Annotated in this window: 23 protein-coding genes and 2 pseudogenes; 18 read left to right on the top strand and 7 right to left on the bottom strand. The window is 35.9% G+C overall.

What is annotated here, in order from left to right:
- Positions 1 to 17 precede the first annotated feature (17 nt).
- Positions 18 to 425 carry a hypothetical protein gene (locus AC4D4A_RS08795; protein ID WP_066101814.1) on the bottom strand — a complete coding sequence of 136 codons (408 nt, stop codon included), beginning with the start codon at positions 423 to 425 and terminating at the stop codon, positions 18 to 20.
- A gap of 246 nt (positions 426 to 671) precedes the next feature.
- Here AC4D4A_RS08795 and AC4D4A_RS08790 point away from each other — a divergent pair, with 246 nt between their 5' ends.
- The 11 genes and pseudogenes from AC4D4A_RS08790 to AC4D4A_RS08740 all read left to right on the top strand — a co-directional run bounded on the left by AC4D4A_RS08790 (position 672) and on the right by AC4D4A_RS08740 (position 8,347).
- Complete coding sequence (locus tag AC4D4A_RS08790; protein ID WP_490995545.1) at positions 672 to 1,394, top strand: AzlC family ABC transporter permease; 723 nt, start codon at positions 672 to 674, stop codon at positions 1,392 to 1,394.
- Positions 1,391 to 1,696 (top strand): AzlD domain-containing protein, encoded by a 306-nt coding sequence (locus AC4D4A_RS08785; protein ID WP_490995544.1) that lies wholly within the window; start codon positions 1,391 to 1,393, stop codon positions 1,694 to 1,696. Before AC4D4A_RS08790 ends, AC4D4A_RS08785 begins: the two co-directional genes overlap by 4 nt.
- Positions 1,697 to 1,877: 181 nt before the next feature.
- Entirely contained in the window at positions 1,878 to 2,633 is a 756-nt protein-coding gene (locus tag AC4D4A_RS08780; RefSeq protein WP_490995543.1) for an SDR family oxidoreductase, read from the top strand.
- A gap of 31 nt (positions 2,634 to 2,664) precedes the next feature.
- Positions 2,665 to 3,209, top strand: a pseudogene (locus tag AC4D4A_RS08775) (GNAT family N-acetyltransferase).
- Between the two features lie 74 nt (positions 3,210 to 3,283).
- Positions 3,284 to 3,820, top strand: coding sequence for a GNAT family N-acetyltransferase (locus tag AC4D4A_RS08770; protein WP_490995683.1), 537 nt, complete (start codon positions 3,284 to 3,286; stop codon positions 3,818 to 3,820).
- 121 nt (positions 3,821 to 3,941) lie between these two features.
- Positions 3,942 to 4,661, top strand: a complete 720-nt coding sequence (locus AC4D4A_RS08765) for a nucleotidyltransferase domain-containing protein (RefSeq protein WP_490995542.1) — start codon at positions 3,942 to 3,944, stop codon at positions 4,659 to 4,661.
- Between the two features lie 115 nt (positions 4,662 to 4,776).
- Positions 4,777 to 5,202 (top strand): GNAT family N-acetyltransferase, encoded by a 426-nt coding sequence (locus AC4D4A_RS08760; protein ID WP_490995541.1) that lies wholly within the window; start codon positions 4,777 to 4,779, stop codon positions 5,200 to 5,202.
- A 45-nt stretch (positions 5,203 to 5,247) separates the two neighbouring features.
- Positions 5,248 to 5,775, top strand: a complete 528-nt coding sequence (locus AC4D4A_RS08755) for a GNAT family N-acetyltransferase (protein ID WP_490995540.1) — start codon at positions 5,248 to 5,250, stop codon at positions 5,773 to 5,775.
- A 191-nt stretch (positions 5,776 to 5,966) separates the two neighbouring features.
- Positions 5,967 to 6,860 carry a DMT family transporter gene (locus AC4D4A_RS08750; protein ID WP_490995539.1) on the top strand — a complete coding sequence of 298 codons (894 nt, stop codon included), beginning with the start codon at positions 5,967 to 5,969 and terminating at the stop codon, positions 6,858 to 6,860.
- Positions 6,861 to 6,941: 81 nt separating this feature from the next.
- A complete protein-coding gene (locus AC4D4A_RS08745; protein ID WP_490995538.1) occupies positions 6,942 to 7,406 on the top strand; it encodes a GNAT family N-acetyltransferase in 465 nt (154 codons plus the stop codon).
- Positions 7,407 to 7,528: 122 nt separating this feature from the next.
- The gene (locus AC4D4A_RS08740) at positions 7,529 to 8,347 is read left to right on the top strand and encodes an aminoglycoside phosphotransferase family protein (protein WP_490995537.1); all 819 of its coding nucleotides are present in this window, start codon (positions 7,529 to 7,531) and stop codon (positions 8,345 to 8,347) included.
- A 51-nt stretch (positions 8,348 to 8,398) separates the two neighbouring features.
- On the opposite strand, the gene AC4D4A_RS08735 is transcribed toward AC4D4A_RS08740, so the two are convergent.
- Entirely contained in the window at positions 8,399 to 8,680 is a 282-nt protein-coding gene (locus AC4D4A_RS08735; RefSeq protein WP_490995536.1) for a hypothetical protein, read from the bottom strand.
- Between the two features lie 35 nt (positions 8,681 to 8,715).
- A complete protein-coding gene (locus AC4D4A_RS08730) occupies positions 8,716 to 8,853 on the bottom strand; it encodes a hypothetical protein (RefSeq protein WP_180349926.1) in 138 nt (45 codons plus the stop codon).
- 210 nt (positions 8,854 to 9,063) lie between these two features.
- On the opposite strand from AC4D4A_RS08730, the gene AC4D4A_RS08725 reads away from it, so the two are divergent.
- The gene (locus tag AC4D4A_RS08725; RefSeq protein ID WP_490995535.1) at positions 9,064 to 9,441 is read left to right on the top strand and encodes a nuclear transport factor 2 family protein; all 378 of its coding nucleotides are present in this window, start codon (positions 9,064 to 9,066) and stop codon (positions 9,439 to 9,441) included.
- A gap of 205 nt (positions 9,442 to 9,646) precedes the next feature.
- Here the strand turns inward: AC4D4A_RS08725 and AC4D4A_RS08720 are convergent, their stop codons facing one another.
- On the bottom strand, positions 9,647 to 10,381 hold the full coding sequence (locus AC4D4A_RS08720) for an alpha/beta hydrolase (protein ID WP_490995534.1): 735 nt from the start codon (positions 10,379 to 10,381) through the stop codon (positions 9,647 to 9,649).
- 427 nt (positions 10,382 to 10,808) lie between these two features.
- Between AC4D4A_RS08720 and AC4D4A_RS08715 the strand changes: the two genes are divergently transcribed.
- The gene (locus AC4D4A_RS08715) at positions 10,809 to 11,519 is read left to right on the top strand and encodes a B3/B4 domain-containing protein (RefSeq protein ID WP_490995533.1); all 711 of its coding nucleotides are present in this window, start codon (positions 10,809 to 10,811) and stop codon (positions 11,517 to 11,519) included.
- A 79-nt stretch (positions 11,520 to 11,598) separates the two neighbouring features.
- Positions 11,599 to 12,228 carry an FMN-binding negative transcriptional regulator gene (locus tag AC4D4A_RS08710; RefSeq protein ID WP_490995532.1) on the top strand — a complete coding sequence of 210 codons (630 nt, stop codon included), beginning with the start codon at positions 11,599 to 11,601 and terminating at the stop codon, positions 12,226 to 12,228.
- Between the two features lie 13 nt (positions 12,229 to 12,241).
- On the opposite strand, the pseudogene AC4D4A_RS08705 reads toward AC4D4A_RS08710, so the two are convergent.
- Together AC4D4A_RS08705 and AC4D4A_RS08700 are read right to left on the bottom strand one after the other, a co-directional pair.
- Positions 12,242 to 12,436, bottom strand: a pseudogene (locus AC4D4A_RS08705) (DUF2651 family protein); the annotation flags it as partial.
- A gap of 263 nt (positions 12,437 to 12,699) precedes the next feature.
- Complete coding sequence (locus AC4D4A_RS08700) at positions 12,700 to 13,017, bottom strand: hypothetical protein (protein ID WP_490995531.1); 318 nt, start codon at positions 13,015 to 13,017, stop codon at positions 12,700 to 12,702.
- Between the two features lie 424 nt (positions 13,018 to 13,441).
- Here AC4D4A_RS08700 and AC4D4A_RS08695 point away from each other — a divergent pair, with 424 nt between their 5' ends.
- The 3 genes from AC4D4A_RS08695 to AC4D4A_RS08685 are packed head-to-tail and all read left to right on the top strand — an operon-like array spanning position 13,442 to position 15,994.
- Positions 13,442 to 14,227 (top strand): ABC transporter ATP-binding protein, encoded by a 786-nt coding sequence (locus AC4D4A_RS08695; RefSeq protein ID WP_490995530.1) that lies wholly within the window; start codon positions 13,442 to 13,444, stop codon positions 14,225 to 14,227.
- Between the two features lie 33 nt (positions 14,228 to 14,260).
- Positions 14,261 to 15,229, top strand: coding sequence for an ABC transporter substrate-binding protein (locus tag AC4D4A_RS08690; RefSeq protein WP_490995529.1), 969 nt, complete (start codon positions 14,261 to 14,263; stop codon positions 15,227 to 15,229).
- Positions 15,230 to 15,232: 3 nt separating this feature from the next.
- The gene (locus tag AC4D4A_RS08685; RefSeq protein WP_490995528.1) at positions 15,233 to 15,994 is read left to right on the top strand and encodes an ABC transporter permease; all 762 of its coding nucleotides are present in this window, start codon (positions 15,233 to 15,235) and stop codon (positions 15,992 to 15,994) included.
- A gap of 43 nt (positions 15,995 to 16,037) precedes the next feature.
- Here the strand turns inward: AC4D4A_RS08685 and AC4D4A_RS08680 are convergent, their stop codons facing one another.
- Positions 16,038 to 16,490 carry a winged helix-turn-helix transcriptional regulator gene (locus tag AC4D4A_RS08680; protein ID WP_490995527.1) on the bottom strand — a complete coding sequence of 151 codons (453 nt, stop codon included), beginning with the start codon at positions 16,488 to 16,490 and terminating at the stop codon, positions 16,038 to 16,040.
- A gap of 146 nt (positions 16,491 to 16,636) precedes the next feature.
- On the opposite strand from AC4D4A_RS08680, the gene AC4D4A_RS08675 reads away from it, so the two are divergent.
- Positions 16,637 to 17,164, top strand: a complete 528-nt coding sequence (locus AC4D4A_RS08675) for a DUF4242 domain-containing protein (protein WP_490995526.1) — start codon at positions 16,637 to 16,639, stop codon at positions 17,162 to 17,164.
- Positions 17,165 to 17,180 lie beyond the last annotated feature (16 nt).

The raw sequence follows: 17,180 nt of genomic DNA, 5'->3' as shown, positions 1-17,180 counted from the left end.
TGCTGTTTCCATCTATTTTAGCCAACCTTTCTTGTTGGAACAAATGTTTCTTTGTATGTATCTTCCCACAAATCAATTCGGCTCTGGATATGGATTTCATCGCGCATGCTTTCATGATGCTTTTCGATTTTTTTGGTGATTCTCTCTCTCCAGAAGCTTTTGAAATTTGGTTGAATCGTCATAGAATGCTCTACACATACATGGTTATTGTTTTCGTGGAATACGACTAAAACCTGGCAATCTTTATAGGAATGGCCCATTTTAGAGAAAACTTCATCTAAGTGATTAACTGAAATTATTTTTTGTAAACGTTCTTGTTCGTCTGGATCAGGATGATGCAGAGTGTTTGGACAAATATGTGCTACTTTGCCAACTTCATCAATAACTACTCGTACATATCCTAATGTTTTTTCATTACCTTGCATAAGTATCCCTACTTTCATCTTCATCATAAATCCATTATATGAGGGATGAATGTAATTCTACAATATTCAAAAAATTCCAATACAAAAGATAAGTTCGATAAGACAGACTTTTGGTATAACCATTAAAAGAATAAGTAAAATACGTAAATCTCTTACAGAAGCTTGGTAGATAAGAGTAAAAAACCCTTGAATTATTAGGAATAGCTTATTTTATCTTGACGTAAGAGACTAAGAAAGGAGTATGTCATGGAGGTGCAGGTTGCCGAGCGCAGTGTATCGGATTTTAAGGAGGGGATTCAGGCAGGAATCAGTATTGCGATAGGATATTTTCCAATCGCGCTAACATTTGGTCTGCTTGCCAAATCATCGGGACTAACATTTGGGGAAGCCTTAGCTATGAGTATATTGGTATATGCAGGTGCTTCTCAGTACACAGCATTAAATTTGCTGTCACTCGGTACAGGTGTAATTGGTATTATTGTCGCTACATTTATTTTAAATATACGGCATTTATTAATGGCGACATCCATTCTGTTAAAATCTGTGAATGATCCTTTATGGAAAAAGATTATTTATTCATTTGGTATTACAGATGAAACGTTTTCGGTCGCATCCTTTAAAAAGGGGAAAATAACAGCGGGCTATATGTTCGGCCTTGGAGGAATTGCTTATGTAAGCTGGGTTCTCTGTACGGGAGTTGGTTATTTGTTCGGAGCCAGTTTGCCCCATGCCTTACAGGAAAGTATGAGTATTGCCCTCTATGCGATGTTTATTGCTCTGTTAATGCCAGCATTGGCGAAAAGCCGTAAAATCCTCCTCCTTGCTGGTATGGGAGCAATCTTTAACACACTATTATCTGTAATGGGTCTATTATCCACCGGCTGGTCAATTATTGTGGCAACGCTTTTATCAGCCTTTCTGGTTGAATGGATGTATACGTTGATTAGCAAAAGGAGGACAAGTGAATGACGGCGTCTATTTTTATACTTATATTAGGGATGGCCCTTGTTACATACATACCAAGAATGCTGCCTTTTGTTTTGTTTAAGGAAATGAAGCTCTCTCCATTTTGGGAAGGTGTTTTACAAAACATCCCCTTTGCAACGCTGGGTGCCTTGATTTTTCCTGGTGTGCTTTTTATCCAGGAAAACATTTGGATAGGGTTAATTGGAGGGATGTCAGCTATCATTCTTTCTTTGCTTGGAGCCAACGTCATGCTTGTAGTGGTGGGATCGATTAGTATTTTAACAGTCTTGTCTATCTTTTTATAATTTTATTCGTATACCTAAAAAGGGGGACTCTCTCCCCTTTTGTTTCCAATTAGTAGTTTGCCAGATTAAGATTTATTCCAGTAGATATAGTTGGTTTTTTTATTGTTAAATTATGGGTTTTTAATTATGATTATCAAATACCTAGTATATATGTCAAATTGTTTTAGGAAAGGAAAAATACATGACTTTTTTGCATAGAAAAATAGCTTTAGTAACAGGTGCGAGCGGTGCAAGGGAGATGGGGACGGCCATTTGCAGAAAACTAGCTTCACAGGGAGCTGATATATTTTTTACATACTGGAAAGCAGAACAAGAATGGCCTGAAATCTTTATTAATGAAATACAAACTAACGGAGTCCGTTGCAAAGGCATGGAAATTGACCTGTCAGATGCAAATGCAGCCTCCGAAATAATGAAGCGTATTTCTGAGGAATTAGGTGTACCTTCCATATTGATTAATAATGCAGCCCATTCAACCAGAGATGGGTATCTAAATCTGGACGCTAAAACTTTGGATGACCATTATGCCGTTAATATGAGGACTACTTTTCTGTTATGTACAGAATTTGCTCGGTGTTTTAAGAATGCTGGATATAAATCAGGCAGAATTATTAATATGACATCAGGTCAGGACTTGGGTGCGATGCCTGATGAATTGGCTTATGCAGCCACAAAAGGAGCGGTATCAGCGTTCACTCGGTCATTGTCCGCTGAACTGGCATCATTAGGAATTACAGTCAACGCTGTAAACCCAGGTCCAACTGATTCAACATGGATGACAGATGAGATTCGGGAACATCTTTTACCTAAGTTTCCAATGGGACGTATAGGTGTACCTGAAGATGTAGCCCGTATGATTGGCTTCCTTGCTTCTCAAGAAGGAGAGTGGATAACCGGTCAGATTATACATTCAGAGGGAGGATTTATACGGGGGTGAAAAGAAATAGCTGATTCAGATGGAGATATAGATGAAAATAAATAAAAAGGAATACCATTCAAATAGCTTAATATATACGATTCAATCTGCGAATGATGCAGATGCAGAAGCTTTGTCCTATTTACGCTTAGAAATTGATGGTGAGACAGAAAATATGGATAGAGAAAAAGGGGAAGCATTCATGGATGCTTACTATTTTGAGCAGCTGATTCATTCAGACAACGCTAGCTCAAGAAATCTATTCTTAGTTGCAATAGTCGAGGGAAGATTAGTAGGCTATTCCAGATGTGAAGGGATTAATCTAAAAAGGTTTCATCACAAAGTGGAGTTTGGCGTAGGTGTATTAAAGGATTTTTGGGGATACGGTATTGGGAAAAATCTATTAATAGAATCTATCTCCTGGGCAGATTCATTGGCATTAAGAAAATGACCTTAAATGTATTAGAAACAAACCAGAAAGCAATAGATTTGTATAAAAGATATGGTTTTGAAGTGGAAGGGATTTTGAAAAAGGATAGGTATCTATCTGATGGTAAATTTTATAGTACTGTCGTGATGGGAAGGTTACATAATTGATGGTTCCTGAAGTTAAGAGAAAGAATGATGTACTATTATTAAGTTTTAAAATGAAGAAAGAGGTTCAGTTATATATGCATAAATCTTATGAATTAGTGATACAACCAATCAGAGAAGAAGATTTATATTCTTTATGGGAATTAGCTTATAAAGAAGAATCCCCTGAATGGAAAAAGTGGGATGCCCCCTATTTTGAACATAAATCTATGTCCTATGAAGATTTCTTAAAGAAAAGGGATAAGATGATCAATCAGGACCATTACCGGGGAATAGAAGTAGAAGGAAAAATAATCGGTACTGTCAGTTATTACTGGGAGCATGAGCCGTCAAAGTGGCTTGAAATGGGCATCGGTATATATAATCCTCAATATTGGAATGGGGGGTATGGTACAAAAGCTTTAAAATTATGGATTGACCATTTATTTAAAGCGATGCCTTTAGTTCGTGTAGGGTACACAACCTGGTCTGGTAATCAACGAATGATTAAAGTTGGAGAAAAATTAGGTATGCAAATGGAAGCAAGATTAAGGAAATGCCGTTTCTATAATAACGAGTATTACGATTCAATTAGAATGGGTCTATTGCGAGAGGAATGGGAAACTATTAAATAAAATCAAGAACTGTCAACCAGTTCTTTTTTGTTTTCGATAAAAGCTTGGGTTTCCAGAAGGTATTCTATATCTCCATGTAGAATCAAATAATTAAGAAATTTGTCGAATCAGAGGTGAGTCAATGGGTGGATTTAATAAAATAAGTCCAATTGAAGCCGGGCAACGGTTTATCAAAGAATATTTTCCGAACTGTCAGTGTGCTCTATTGGCAGGCAGCGTTGTTCGGGGTGAAGCAACTGAAACATCTGACTTGGATATCGTTATTTTCGATAAAAATATCAGTTCATCCTATCGAGAGTCATTAGTTGAATTTGGATGGCCTATTGAAGTATTCGTATATAATTTAACTTCTTATAAACTGTTTTTTGAAAGTGACTGTGCAAGGGCAAGACCTTCACTGCCAAGAATGATTTCTGAAGGGATCATCTTAAAAGATTGCGGAATAATCGATTCAATAAAAAAAGAGGCTAAAGAAATACTGGCTAAGGGTCCAAAAGAATGGACAGCCGAAATAATCAATACGAAGCGTTATTATATTACGGATGCACTCGATGATTTTAAAGGCTGTACGAATCGGGCAGAAGAACTTTTTATAGCCAACACACTTGCTGAATTGCTAAGTGAATTTGTATTAAGGGCAAACCGTCAATGGGTTGGCACATCAAAATGGATAGTTCGTTCTCTTAAGCAGTATGATGAACCATTTGCAAGCCAATTTGTAGAAGCATTTGATTGTTTTTATAAGACAGGTGAAAAGGATCAAGTAATGCACTTAGCTGAAAATATATTAGAGCCTTTTGGAGGAGAGTTATTCCATGGCTTTTCTTTAGGAAAAAAATAAAGGGCTAATTGTGAGGAACTTGTTAATTACCTTATTGGATAGCTCCATCGATACAGGTAGTATAACAAGTAGAAATAATGGAAAATTCAGATTAGTAGGAGGAGTGGATTCATTCATGATTAAAGAACTTCAAACAAAAAAAGAAATCCTTGAAGCATTTCCAGTGATGAAGCAGCTGCGCACTCATCTTGATGAACCTACATATCTCAATCTAGTAATGGATGCACAAGAAAACGATAGATACAGAATGTTTGCTTTGGTTGATGCAGGTGAAATTGTTGCTGTAATTGGTTTTAAACCGATGATAACCCTTTATAATGGTCGATTTGTTTGGGTGTGTGACCTGATTACAGATATAAATAAGCGTTCAAAAGGATATGGTGAACAACTGCTTACCTATGTACATAGATGGGCTAAGGATAATAATTATGAAACAGTAGCTTTATCTTCAGGATTACAGCGTGAAGATGCCCATCGTTTTTATGAAGAGCGGATGAATTATGACAAAGTAAGTTATGTATTTAAGAAATCTTTAAAATAGAGATGTTCTATATAACTAGGCCAGTATTAAGGGGAGGTGGTAGTCATGATAGAACTAAAGTATTTTGAACGCTCTGATTTTAAACAGCTTATCAATTGGATTGATTCGCCTGCATTTTTACTTCAATGGGGTGGCCCTGGGTTTAACTATCCTTTGAATGATTCTCAATTAGAAAAGTACATGGAGAATGCCAATCATGCTAACTCAGAAGCTCTGATTTATAAAGTGGTTGATCAAGAAACAGGCAACGTTATTGGACATATCTCTTTGGGGAGAATTGATAGAAAAAACGAATCTGCAAGAGTTGGAAAAGTACTAATCAGTGATAAAAACACAAGAGGTAAAGGAATAGGTCAGCAAATGATTAAAGAAATACTTAAAATCGCATTTGAAGAACTTCACTTACATAGGGTTAGTCTTGGAGTATTTGACTTTAATGGCTCTGCCATTGCTTGTTACGAAAAGGCAGGTTTTATAAAAGAGGGTTTACATAGAGAGTCAAATAAAAATGGCGATGAATACTGGAGTTTATGGGAAATGAGTATTTTAGAAAATGAATGGCAGAAGAGATAGTTTATACTTTAGATGAATTAAAAATGGTAATTTGCGGTGTAATCAGTAATGAGATTGTAATTAAATGTATTTGAAAATGACCAACCAGCTGTTCATTCAGAAGTCGAGGAATGAACAGTCAAAAAAGTCATACCTCGTCTTTGCTGAAGCTAATTTTATAATCCTATTTTTGTAGACGGAGGTATTTCAAGATGAAACAAAGTTTACTCGGAGCTGTTTGTTTATCCTTGGCCGCCAGTTTGTGGGGCGGTATGTACGTAGTCAGCAAATATGTTTTGGATTTTATTCCGCCATTGACGCTAGTATGGCTAAGGTATGTAGTTGCATTTGTTGTTTTGTACGCTATTTTAAAGATCATTCAAGTCAACAGGAAAACTCGTGAAACGATACAGATGAAAGATTGGCTGCTACTGGGGTGGATTGGGTTTATAGGTTATTTTGTATCAATTGCTTTTCAATTCATTGGTACTAAATTATCTGATGCCCATACGGGATCTTTAATAACTTCAGCTACACCAGCTTTTATGGTTGTCTTTGCAACGCTTATTCTGAAGGAAAAGCTAACGGGCAGAAAAGTTATCTCGGTCATACTCGCAACAATCGGAGTCATCATTGTTATTGGATGGGATACAAAGGCTGGAGATTATTTTTTAGGTAGTATGATATTAGTGGGAGCTGCTATTACCTGGGCTTTATTATCCGTCTATGTAAAAATTGCCTCTGCGCGTTTTTCGTCATTAACAATCACGACCTATGCGGTCATGTTTGCACTTGTGTTTACAACGCCTGTAATGATATGGGAAATTCAATCAAATGCTGCTTACTATGATAGTGCTTTAGTTATCATGGGGGTTATCTATCTGGGGTTAGTTTCAACTGCGGGAGCGTTTTTCCTCTGGAACAAAGGATTAGAACTGATGGATGCAGGGATTGGCTCATTATTTTTCTTTTTTCAGCCACTGGTAGGTTCTTTATTAGGGTGGCTCATACTAAATGAAAAGTTGGGCATTAATTTCTTTGTTGGTGCCATTTTAATCATTGCTGGTGTTGTCATAGTTACTTTTCAAAAGGAAAAACAGGTGTAAATTCTTTCAAGAGGGAAAAAGTTATCTTGCTTTCTTTTTTACAGCTAAGATGAATAAAAATATTGAGGGGCGAAAGATAAAATGTCATTTGAAATATATAGTATGACACAAGAACAAGCAGAAACAATTGCTTTCACCTGGCATTATGATAGTGAATATTCTTTTTATGATTTGGAAGCGGATAAAGAGGATTTAGAGGAATTTTTAGATGCGGATAAACGAGGTAACTCTATGTTCGCTGTATCAAAAGATGAAGAATTAATAGCTTTCTTGAGTATTCACAGAATTGACGATAACACGGTTGATATCGGTTTAGGGATGAGACCGGATTTAACTGGAAAAGGGATGGGATTAGAATTTTTAAAGGCAGGGATGGAGTTTATTAAATCGGAAGCGAACCCTGAAAAAATCACCTTGTCAGTTGCAAAATTTAATCAAAGAGCAATTAATGTATATCGAAAAGTTGGATTTAAAGATGCTGATGTTTTTATGCAAGATACAAATGGCAGCACTTTCGAGTTTTTAAAGATGGAATACAGATGTTGAATTTTATTGTTTGTTATTGATAAACAAGTATCATAAAGAGTTTTCAAATAAAGTATGGTCGATGGGAGGGACTTTTTATTATAAAACGTATCATTGAACATTTTGGATTGCAGGTAATATCAATGAATGAAGTTGAAGATTCCTTTAGTTCAAACGTCTATAAATGTGAGTTGCTTGGGGGAGCGACGGTTTTTATTAAAATCCCTTATACAAAGTTAAAGTTTCAGCGGGAATTGGAAGCCTATGAGATATTGAACGGAAGAATTGCGATTCCTGAGATGTTAAATTGTTGGTATGGAGATGAGAGGTGCCCTGGTGCTTTTTTGCTTTCTGAATTAAAAGGACAAACGCTAACAGCTGAGGCTTTACCCAAGGCAGTATATCATGTTGGAGTAATCCATGCCTCCATGCATTCTATTCAGCTGCCTACCACAAAAGAGTTGATTGCTATTCAAAATGAATTTCCGAATTGGTCTAACTTTCTTGAATCAAAATTCTATAGTTTTGCTATGGATGTAAGAGATGTCTTGGATGAACATTTATATGAACAGGCCATAGAAAAATTTGAAATCATGAAGACGCATCTCCCAGCACCAGATGGACCAAGCTTAGTACATATGGATTTTCGTCCGGCCAATATTATAATGGATGACAATCAAGTCTCAGGGATCATCGATTTTGAGTCCGTACGTTTTGGTTCAACAGAAATCGACTTCACTAAAATTTTTCGCGATATATTAAGCTTCGATCATAGCCTCTACCAGGCATTTAAAGAAGGCTATAAAAGTATCCGACCTTTAATTGATTTAGATATTGTATTGCCCTTCTATCGATTTACAGATGCCTTCAACAGCATTGGCTGGTGTAAGAAACGTGGAATAGAAAAAAACGCTGCATTTCTTGAAGAAAATTTAATGATTTTGAAGAAACTTTTGCGCTGAAATAGGGGAGAAGGTAAGTAATAAAAAGCTGCCCTATGGACAGCTTTGCTTTTACCGAAGTACATCTCCCTCATTATTTAAAAACGTAGAGCCAGTAGAGGTATGTCCATTAATCCATTCCTGTGAGATTTTTGATACATTAGCCCAATTAGGGATTTTTGCATTATGATTTGCAATCCAGCTTAAGCAATATTGCGGATCAATATTTTCTTCATAGCATTGGGTCAAAAAAGTCTGGATATTGGTTTCTGTACAATTTTCAAAGGAGCCACAGGTATGAGATAAAATTTGCTCCATTTTTATTTGAATAGAATCCTTACTAGAGTTAGTCATCCAATTGCTCCTTTCATTTGGCGGATATCATTAGATCACTCATCATTCGTCTTGATATTTGAACCGTGACGGCTATTTACAGTGGGTATATGTTTTAATGGAGTATCACCGTTTTTTGATGTCGTTTCCTGATTTCGTACCCGGAATTTAGATTGATCTTGATTATTCTTCATTTACTCTCACCTCCATTGTCTAACATTTGAAGAAATACAGAAAAATATTCAATTTCAAGCTCAAAATGTTAAGATACCTCACCAGAAAATGAGAATGCTACACCTAATTTGAAAATAAATAATATTAGTTAGTAAAAACACAATTGGTATGTAAAGGGCTATAAAATAAGCGGATTAAAATAATCATGCGTTTGTAAAGGGACTGATTTAATGGATGTGAAATTAAAGGATCAATTAAAGGAATTAGAGGAAAGTCATATTGGATTTGAAGTTCGTAAAAGTAAGGAAAAGCTGGATAACATACTGGCAGACGATTTCTTTGAGATTGGCAGTTCAGGGTTTATGTTTGATAAAAAAGACTGCCTGGAAGATGGAGTGGTTTTGACTGAGATGTCACTCTATAACTATAATATTTATCCGTTAGCACAAGATGTTGTTTTATCTACTTATTTCATTGTTGATAGCACTCGTAATCGTAACACCTATCGAAGTTCAATATGGAAATTGATTGGTGGCAGATGGCAATTATATTTTCATCAAGGCACTATCTCACCTTTACAATTAAGTGAGGTTATTAAAGACGTTTAGCATTGAACAGTTGGAAAATGAATTATCCATTACTTCCTCTGAATTGTATTTCATATATCAATAAAGAACTCAAGGCTATACACAGGTAAATATCAATGATTCTCTCTTATGTACTATGATTATATTTCTGACAGTCTTAAAGATAAACCACCTGTTTGAACAGGTGGTTTATTCTATGCGTATCGAAAAAATGAGTGAAACTAACCTATCGCTTGAGACTATTTAGCCAGCGGAGGGTTTCCTGCACCATTTGATCTTGCTGTTCCACTGCGGAAATAGTTGCATCACCATCTCCATTTTGAGCTCCATACATACCAAATTGAGCGTGGTTTCCTCCCTTAATTTCATAAAGGGTTGTTTTAGAGGAAAGTAAATGTTTCGTATCCTTTATTTTTTCTGTTGTTGTTAATTTATCATACTCGGCGTAAAGGGAAAGTGTAGGCAGGTCAGTTTCTGAGAAATCACTGGAATCACTTGGATAGGAAGCCAGTAAGATTAACCCGCTGACAATTTCAAGATTATCATAAGCATAGGAAGCTGCAGCTACGCCGCCAAGCGAGTGTCCGCCGATATACCAGTCTGTTATATCGCCGAATTCTTCGATGATCTGCTCTGCTTGATTAACATCGAATAAAGCAAAGTTCAAATTAACTTTAGGGATGATTACGAAATACCCATTGTCTGCTAAACCTTGAGCATAGTAGCTGTATGCTTCAGGTTCTACTTTTGCTCCGGGATATAAAATGATACCGCTTTTTGGCTGATCATTCGGCTCAAATACAAGCCAATTATTTTCATCCTGAATATCATTTACATCCACATAAGAGCTGATTACTTCTGTTGCTTCATAGGTTTGCTGGGACCAAATATAAAAGGCTGCAAACCCAAGAATACCAATACTCAAAAGTGTACATAAACTAATAGTAATAAACTTTTTCATATAAATTCTCTCATCTCTTTCAAAAAAATCATTAGTATTTTACCATATGAAAATGATTTTTTAGTAGGAAGAATCTGGAATGTTCTTTGTTGGATATAATTGAAGCGGAGAATGGGTGACTCTTCCTGAGAACAGCGAGCATGGAAAGACCTGACAGGAAGGAAGCTCACCGCTCGCCCGCGTAAAAGAAACATGTTGGGAAGGCATCAAATATCAACACTATTCTTTAAAGAGCCAATGAATAAAGCATCAGAAATAGCTATTGGAAAAAAGTGGAAGCTTATAAGACCAGGAGGCTGGGAAAAGAATGAATATAAAAATAAGGCTTTGTATAAATTGAGTTCATCCTTTCTATATAGGGGACGAAGAACAATTTAACCTTTAGCAGCCCTTTCTTGACTAAATATATGAAATGGAGTGTAAAGTTATGGGTAAATTTATTGTCGATACTGAATTTTGGGATGTTTTCCCGGATGCTCAAATTAATATGTTAATTGTCAGAAATATCAATAATCAAGGTTCGGAAGAAAAACATAATTATTTCTCTGAAATTCTTAATAGAGCGGCTAAGGAAGCTACTCAGTTTCTGACAGAAGATACATTTAGCCGAAATCAAGTTATTGATGAATGGCGTAAAGCATTTGGCAAATTTAAAACGAAAAAGGGTACTCGTTCATCGATTGAAGCATTGCTAAAGAGAGCCAATCAAGGTAGAGAGTTTACACCAATTAATCCTTTGGTGGACATCTATAATAGTGTTTCTCTAAAATATGCTGTTCCTTGTGGCGGAGAAGATTTAAATTGTATCGCTGGGGACTTATATCTTGGGAAAGCAAAAGGAGGAGAACCATTCTTGCCACTCGGTGCTGATCAGGATTCCCCTGCTTTACCGGAGGAAATCATCTATTATGATCAGGACGGAGCTATTTGCAGATGCTTAAACTGGCGAGAAGCTCAAAGAACGATGCTAACTGATGACACAACGGATGCTGTCCTATTCATTGAATCCATTAACAAAGAACAAGCTGAGCGTGCTAATCAAGCCATGAATGAATTGAAGCAATTGATTGATTCCTATTTCAACACTACTAGTACCAGTGTGATGTTGACGGCAAAAGATTCAGTTTTTGAATTTTAATATTTTTACATATTTTGAATCATATCTTTTTAACTCTTCTTTGTTCTTTTCTTAGACGAACTTAAGGAGGAATATCACAATGTTCATACCTGAGTGCTTTACTATCGATGACAAAGAAACCATTTATGATTTTATTGAAAAATACAGCTTCGCTACTCTATTTTCACAGCATAATGGCGAACCATATGCTACTCATTTACCCTTATTATTAGATAGAGATCAATTTGCTTTATATGGCCATATGGCGCGTGCAAACAAACAGTGGGAAGAAGTAGGAAAACAGCAGGTCCTTGCTGTTTTCCACGGCCCTCATTGTTATATTTCTCCTACTTATTACGAAACTACTAAGGCAGTACCTACTTGGAATTATGTATCTATTCATGTATATGGAAAAATGGAGATCGTGAGTGACGAGAATGTCACCATTCACACCTTAAATAGCCTGGTTAATAAATATGAAAAGGCAGATAGCTCATACCATTATATAGACTTAGATTCCAATACGATCGAAGGTATGATCAGAGAGCTTGTTGCCTTTAAGATTACGATTACTAAAATAGAAGCACAGGCAAAGCTGAGTCAAAATCATCCTGTGAAGAGACAAGAGTTAATTATTAAACATTTGGAAAACAATCCGGATCAAAATGATAAACAAATCGCAGCTTTAATAAAGAGAAATTTAATTTGGAAAAAAGAATACTTCTTATAAATAATGGAATTCTTTAATTTTTGGTTCTATAATAAGCTACAATAATTGCTGATAGTAACAAGGAAATACCAGGAAATATGATGTTCCATGCTGAAAATGATATATCAGGATACTCATAATAGTACTTAGAATGCCAAACTTCAAAGATCAGGTTGCCTATTAAAGTTAATAGCGGGCCAATAAAAATCTTATTGGTTATGGATGAGAGTAATACACCTAATAACTAGCTGCAATAAAAAATGATCCATAGTGTCAAGAAAACTCATATTTATATTCTCCTCAAGACAACGGTGTATATTTTTAAAATAAAACGGTAAATGCTAGTTTGATGAAAACAAAGGAGTAAAGTAATAGGGATTTTTAGAAATACTGAATTACGAATAATGATGGTACTCATGAATCAGATAAACGCTAAGAATAGATTGTATTAGGTAAAGAGGTTCCTAGTGAAAGTCAAAAAATAAAAAAGAATTATAAATAAATGAAAATCGTTACAATAAGTGAGATTAAAAAGTATGCAAGAGAGCCAAAAAAAACATAGGAAGGATTAAACTTACTTTGAGTTCCTTCTGGTCGTAGGCCAGTACTGCCTTGAATTTGTGCATCAAGACTGCGACTTGTGTAGCCGCCAGTTGAAGTGAAGAAATAAATAACTATTGTAGCAAAGAAGCCAACAAACATGCTGTAATCAAAGAAAGAAGCATCAAGCCAAGAGGTTAATGCAAAGTTAATAATCCCAATGATTAAAAAGGTACCTATAAAACTAATATATTTTCTGATTATATTCACCTCCATAATTTAATTATATATTATTTTGGAAAATTATGTTACTTCTTACTTTCTACAGTATGTAAACAAATAGTAATAATATGAAAGTGATAGTATAGATGATCGAATAGTCAAAGTAGGTTCTTAGCTCGCAAATTATATGAATTTTTAGTGAAGCATAAGAATAAGAATTGAAAATAGCAGGGCTCGTATATTCAAGAATCTTCTAGTCATTAATGCTGGAGGATTTTTTCTGTTATTCACTATATTTTTATGTTGTATTTCAATTTGGTTAGTGCATATGTAAAAGCGTTAAACGAGAAAATCGAATATTCCTACTATTTAAGTTGTAAAAATGAACAAAGTATAATAAAATAACCTAATAATAAATCATACTATTTTTATAAGAATTGTTAACTTTAAAATAGGAAGGCGGGATCCAAAGATGAGTCAACATGCAATTATTAATGTAGAGAATGTCAGCAAAAGCTTTCCTAACAAAAAAACAAGTATACAAGTACTGAGCGATATTTCCCTTCAAATTAATCATGGTGAGGCAATCTCGATTTTGGGCGAAAGCGGATGCGGTAAAAGTACTTTGTTAAACATCATTGCAGGCTTTGAACAGGCAGATGCCGGAAGAGTGCTTCTTGAAGGAAAGGCTGTAAATAAACCAACCCGCAAATGCATCATGTTATTTCAAAATTATGGTCTTTTTCCTTGGAAATCTGCCTTGAAAAACGTTGAGCTTGGCTTAGATGGTATGAATTTGACGGCGGCTGAGAAAAAGGAGCGCGCCTTACACTATCTGGGTTTGGTTGGTTTGGAGAATCAGGGAGATATGTTTCCTCATGAGGTATCTGGTGGAATGAAGCAGCGGATTGCTATTGCCAGGGCACTAGCTCTGCAACCGGAAATGATTCTCATGGATGAGCCTTTTGCAGCATTGGATACGTTTAACCGTTATCATTTGCAAGATGAACTTCTTCGCATTCAATCCAAAGAGAAGACAACTATTGCACTTGTTACCCACGACATTGATGAAGCAATTTATTTATCAGATCGGATATTTATTATGCATGCTAATCCGGGCAGGATTCATAAAGAAATTAACATTCAATTGTCGAAGCCACGTGATCGGAGCCATGGTGATTTTCAGCACTACCGGAAGATGATTTTTGAAGAATTCCAATTTAATCGAAAAGATTCGCTAATTGAGTTTCAAATTTAATAAAAATATTCTTTTATAGATAAGGAGAATACCATGAAAAAGTCTCTTAAAACTCTATTCTTGCTTATGTTAGCCCTAGTGCTGACCGTTATGCTTGCTGCATGTGGCTTGGGAACAAACAATCAAGCAGCAGGGGATGGCGAAAAGAAAACAATCAAAATTGGCTATCTTCCCATTACACACGCAGTACCTTTATACATTGAAAAAGAAATGCAAGAATATAAGGGCTTTAATCTGGAGCTTATAAAATTCGGATCTTGGCCTGAACTGATGGATGCATTGAATACCGGCAGAATTGATGGAGCATCTGTACTGGTTACTCTAGCCATGAAAGCAAAGGAACAAGGAATTGATTTAAGTGCAATAGCATTGGGACATCGAGATGGGAATGTAGTTGTGACCGCTAATGACGTGAATAGTGTAGATGACCTTAAAGGTAAACCCTTTGCCATTCCACATAAATTTTCAACTCATAACATCTTGCTATATCAGATGTTAAAACAGAACGGCCTGAAGTATAAAGATGTTAAATCTATCGAAATGCCTCCTGCAGAAATGCCAGCTGCCCTATCTGAAGGAAGGATTGCAGGCTATGTGGTGGCAGAGCCGTTTGGGGCAATCTCCGTATCAATTGATAAAGGAAAGGTTCTTTATCAGGATCAAGATATATGGAAAGATTCGATTGATTGCACGCTTGTTCTAAGAAATGACTTTATCGAAAAAAATAATGAAATTGCCCAGGAGTTTGTAAATCAATATGTGAAAGCTGGTGAAATGGCAGAATTGAAGGATGAGCATACCCATGAAATGTCATCGAAATATATGAAAGTAGAAAAGGATGTACTTGATCTTTCTTTTCAGTGGATTTCATATGATGACTTAAAAATTAAAGAAGAAGAGTATGAGAATCTTAGGATAAACCTGAAGGAAATGGGGTTAATGGAGAATCCTCCTTCTTATGAAGAATTCGTAAATCAATCTTTAATTGATAAGGTGAATTAAACTATGAATACAAAGTCTTTGCTTAATGTGATTATAGGATTTTCCCTATTAATAATGGTATGGCAAGCAATTATTATTATAGGTGATTACGATACAGTCCTCTTTCCAGCACCTATACAAGTTTGGGAAGGTATTGTTTCTCTAATCCAAGATGGTACACTTTTCACTCATTTTCAAGTAAGTTTGCTTAGATTTCTTGCGGGCTACTTATCTGCGGTAGCGGCTGCGATAGTCCTCGGCCTGATTTTTGGGCGCTTACCTTTAGTATGGAATGTCCTTGATCCTATAGCCCAAGTAATTAGGCCTGTTTCTCCGATTGCTTGGTCACCTTTTATCGTCCTTTGGTTCGGTATTGGTGATATCCCTGCTATTGTGATTATTTTTATTGCTGCGTTCTTTCCAGTATTGCTTTCTACGGTCTCCGCTGTTCGCAAAGTGGATGTAAGTTATTTGAAGGTTGCACATAATCTTGAGATTAAAGGATTTAAATTACTAAGAAAAATCATTTTCCCAGCAGCTTTTCCTTATATCGCAAACGGTCTTCATATCGCTGTGGGCACTGCTTGGATTTTTCTGGTAGCAGGTGAGATGGTTGGTGCTCAATCAGGGTTGGGCTATCTGATCATCGACTCAAGAAATTCAATGAGGCTGGATCTTGTTATGGCAGGTATTGTCTTTATTGGAATTTCGGGATTGCTGTTGGATAAAGCAATTGGCTTTTTTGAAGCATGGATTAATCGGCAGTGGGGGATTAGAAAGGGATAAAAATAAGACAGAGGGCATTAAAGCTCTCTGTCATGGCTAATCATTATTTTTGCACTGTCATATCCGGTTCTTCAAGAGCCACGATGTCTATTTCGTCTACATTTTTATCACAATGAGGACAGTAGTAGGCTAGTTGAACTTCATGCTTACATTCAGAATGGATAATTTTTTTATAGCATTTATCGAGATTACTCCTGCCCCATAGAATGATAGCATTGAAGACACCTTCGAGCTCTTTACCGCTTTCAGTAAGGCTGTATTCATATCTTGGCGGATGCTCTGAATAAAGGGAAGAAACAACAAGTCCAGCCTTTTCTAGATGCTTTAGCCTGTCTGACAGAATATTAGATGAAATACCTTTTAGTTCTTTTTTGATCTCATTAAAGGTAGTTCTGCCTGCCAAAATTTCATGCAATACCAATAAGGTCCATCGGTCTCCGATAATATTTAGCGTTTGAGCGATATTACAAGGTAAATCGTATCTGGTTTCTCTCATACTTAAAACCCCCTGATAATGATTAATTAAATCATAACTTAAATTTATAAACAACCAAGTTGTTTTATTTAACTTAGTATTATAAAATGATTAACAAGCAATACCCGAGTAATCTTATCGGCAAATAAGTATTAGGAGGAGTAAAAATGACATCTTTATATTTAGTGGAATCTATCTTTAATAAGGCGGTTAATGGAAAAGAGGACTTTGAAAAAATTGTTAGAGGTATCCGAGAAAAGCTGGATAATCAAAATGCAAGTTTAATAGAGGTGCAAGTTGCAAAGGATTTTAAAAGGGCTTTCTTTATTTTTGAAGCTGAAGAACGTAATGTCATAAACGGTTATTTAAGAGAATTAGGGGTGCCTGTTACATTAATCAAGCCAGTTCGCCTTGTGGGGACAGATTTAGAAGATGTTAAGAAGCAGGCGGATAAAGTCAATTATCTTGTGGAATGGAACCTTCCTGAAAACTTAACGATGGATGCTTATCTTGAAAGAAAATCAAAAAACTCTGTTCATTATGCCGAAGTTCCTGAAGTGACTTTTTCAAGGACATATGTATGTGAAGACATGACAAAATGCCTTTGTTTCTATGATTCTCCTGATGAGAATACAGTTAAAAAAGCACGTGAAGCGGTTAAGGCTCCAATTGATACAATCACAGAATTGTCATAAATGGTGAAACCTCCCT

Source organism: Pradoshia sp. Z5_111 (assembly GCF_058267535.1).
This window is presented reverse-complemented; position numbering and strand designations above follow the sequence as displayed.

Coding starts and splice junctions, on each gene's coding strand:
- AC4D4A_RS08725 (WP_490995535.1), top strand. CDS start 9,064: ATGGATGTGAAATTAAAGGATCAATTAAAGGAATTAGAGGAAAGTCAT.
- AC4D4A_RS08675 (WP_490995526.1), top strand. CDS start 16,637: ATGACATCTTTATATTTAGTGGAATCTATCTTTAATAAGGCGGTTAAT.
- AC4D4A_RS08680 (WP_490995527.1), bottom strand. CDS start 16,490: ATGAGAGAAACCAGATACGATTTACCTTGTAATATCGCTCAAACGCTA.
- AC4D4A_RS08735 (WP_490995536.1), bottom strand. CDS start 8,680: ATGACTAACTCTAGTAAGGATTCTATTCAAATAAAAATGGAGCAAATT.
- AC4D4A_RS08755 (WP_490995540.1), top strand. CDS start 5,248: ATGATAGAACTAAAGTATTTTGAACGCTCTGATTTTAAACAGCTTATC.
- AC4D4A_RS08745 (WP_490995538.1), top strand. CDS start 6,942: ATGTCATTTGAAATATATAGTATGACACAAGAACAAGCAGAAACAATT.
- AC4D4A_RS08685 (WP_490995528.1), top strand. CDS start 15,233: ATGAATACAAAGTCTTTGCTTAATGTGATTATAGGATTTTCCCTATTA.
- AC4D4A_RS08695 (WP_490995530.1), top strand. CDS start 13,442: ATGAGTCAACATGCAATTATTAATGTAGAGAATGTCAGCAAAAGCTTT.
- AC4D4A_RS08760 (WP_490995541.1), top strand. CDS start 4,777: ATGATTAAAGAACTTCAAACAAAAAAAGAAATCCTTGAAGCATTTCCA.
- AC4D4A_RS08750 (WP_490995539.1), top strand. CDS start 5,967: ATGAAACAAAGTTTACTCGGAGCTGTTTGTTTATCCTTGGCCGCCAGT.
- AC4D4A_RS08790 (WP_490995545.1), top strand. CDS start 672: ATGGAGGTGCAGGTTGCCGAGCGCAGTGTATCGGATTTTAAGGAGGGG.
- AC4D4A_RS08720 (WP_490995534.1), bottom strand. CDS start 10,381: ATGAAAAAGTTTATTACTATTAGTTTATGTACACTTTTGAGTATTGGT.
- AC4D4A_RS08740 (WP_490995537.1), top strand. CDS start 7,529: ATGAATGAAGTTGAAGATTCCTTTAGTTCAAACGTCTATAAATGTGAG.
- AC4D4A_RS08710 (WP_490995532.1), top strand. CDS start 11,599: ATGTTCATACCTGAGTGCTTTACTATCGATGACAAAGAAACCATTTAT.
- AC4D4A_RS08780 (WP_490995543.1), top strand. CDS start 1,878: ATGACTTTTTTGCATAGAAAAATAGCTTTAGTAACAGGTGCGAGCGGT.
- AC4D4A_RS08690 (WP_490995529.1), top strand. CDS start 14,261: ATGAAAAAGTCTCTTAAAACTCTATTCTTGCTTATGTTAGCCCTAGTG.
- AC4D4A_RS08785 (WP_490995544.1), top strand. CDS start 1,391: ATGACGGCGTCTATTTTTATACTTATATTAGGGATGGCCCTTGTTACA.
- AC4D4A_RS08715 (WP_490995533.1), top strand. CDS start 10,809: ATGGGTAAATTTATTGTCGATACTGAATTTTGGGATGTTTTCCCGGAT.
- AC4D4A_RS08795 (WP_066101814.1), bottom strand. CDS start 425: ATGCAAGGTAATGAAAAAACATTAGGATATGTACGAGTAGTTATTGAT.
- AC4D4A_RS08765 (WP_490995542.1), top strand. CDS start 3,942: ATGGGTGGATTTAATAAAATAAGTCCAATTGAAGCCGGGCAACGGTTT.
- AC4D4A_RS08770 (WP_490995683.1), top strand. CDS start 3,284: ATGCATAAATCTTATGAATTAGTGATACAACCAATCAGAGAAGAAGAT.
- AC4D4A_RS08730 (WP_180349926.1), bottom strand. CDS start 8,853: ATGAAGAATAATCAAGATCAATCTAAATTCCGGGTACGAAATCAGGAA.